This is a genomic window from Chryseobacterium sp. SIMBA_038, from assembly GCF_046535115.1.
Taxonomy (GTDB): domain Bacteria; phylum Bacteroidota; class Bacteroidia; order Flavobacteriales; family Weeksellaceae; genus Chryseobacterium.
Window position 1 is genome coordinate 1 of sequence record NZ_JAWRXH010000106.1, and the last position, 282, is coordinate 282.

1 protein-coding gene is annotated in these 282 nt (G+C 63.5%); it reads left to right on the forward strand.

Going from position 1 to position 282, the window contains the following annotated elements:
- On the forward strand, positions 1-282 hold a 282-nt coding region (locus SB689_RS22905; RefSeq protein ID WP_410694364.1), incomplete at both ends, for an ATP-binding cassette domain-containing protein.

Genomic DNA, 282 nt, shown 5'->3' on the forward strand with positions numbered 1-282 from the left:
GTATTTCCCTATTCTCAAGTCCAGACTCTCGCAGAACGGCGGCACGCTTTCGGGTGGCGAACAGCAGGTGTTGGCGATCGCCCGTGCGCTGTGCGGCCGGCCGAAGCTGCTGTTGCTGGACGAACCGTCCGACGGTGTGCAGCCGAATATGGTCGAACTGATCGGCGAGGTTATTCCCACCCTGTGCCGCCGCTCGCAGCTCGCCGTGCTCCTGGTCGAGCAGAACCTCGATCTCGTGCTGCGCAGCGCACAGCGCTGCATCGTGCTCAAGAACGGGCGACT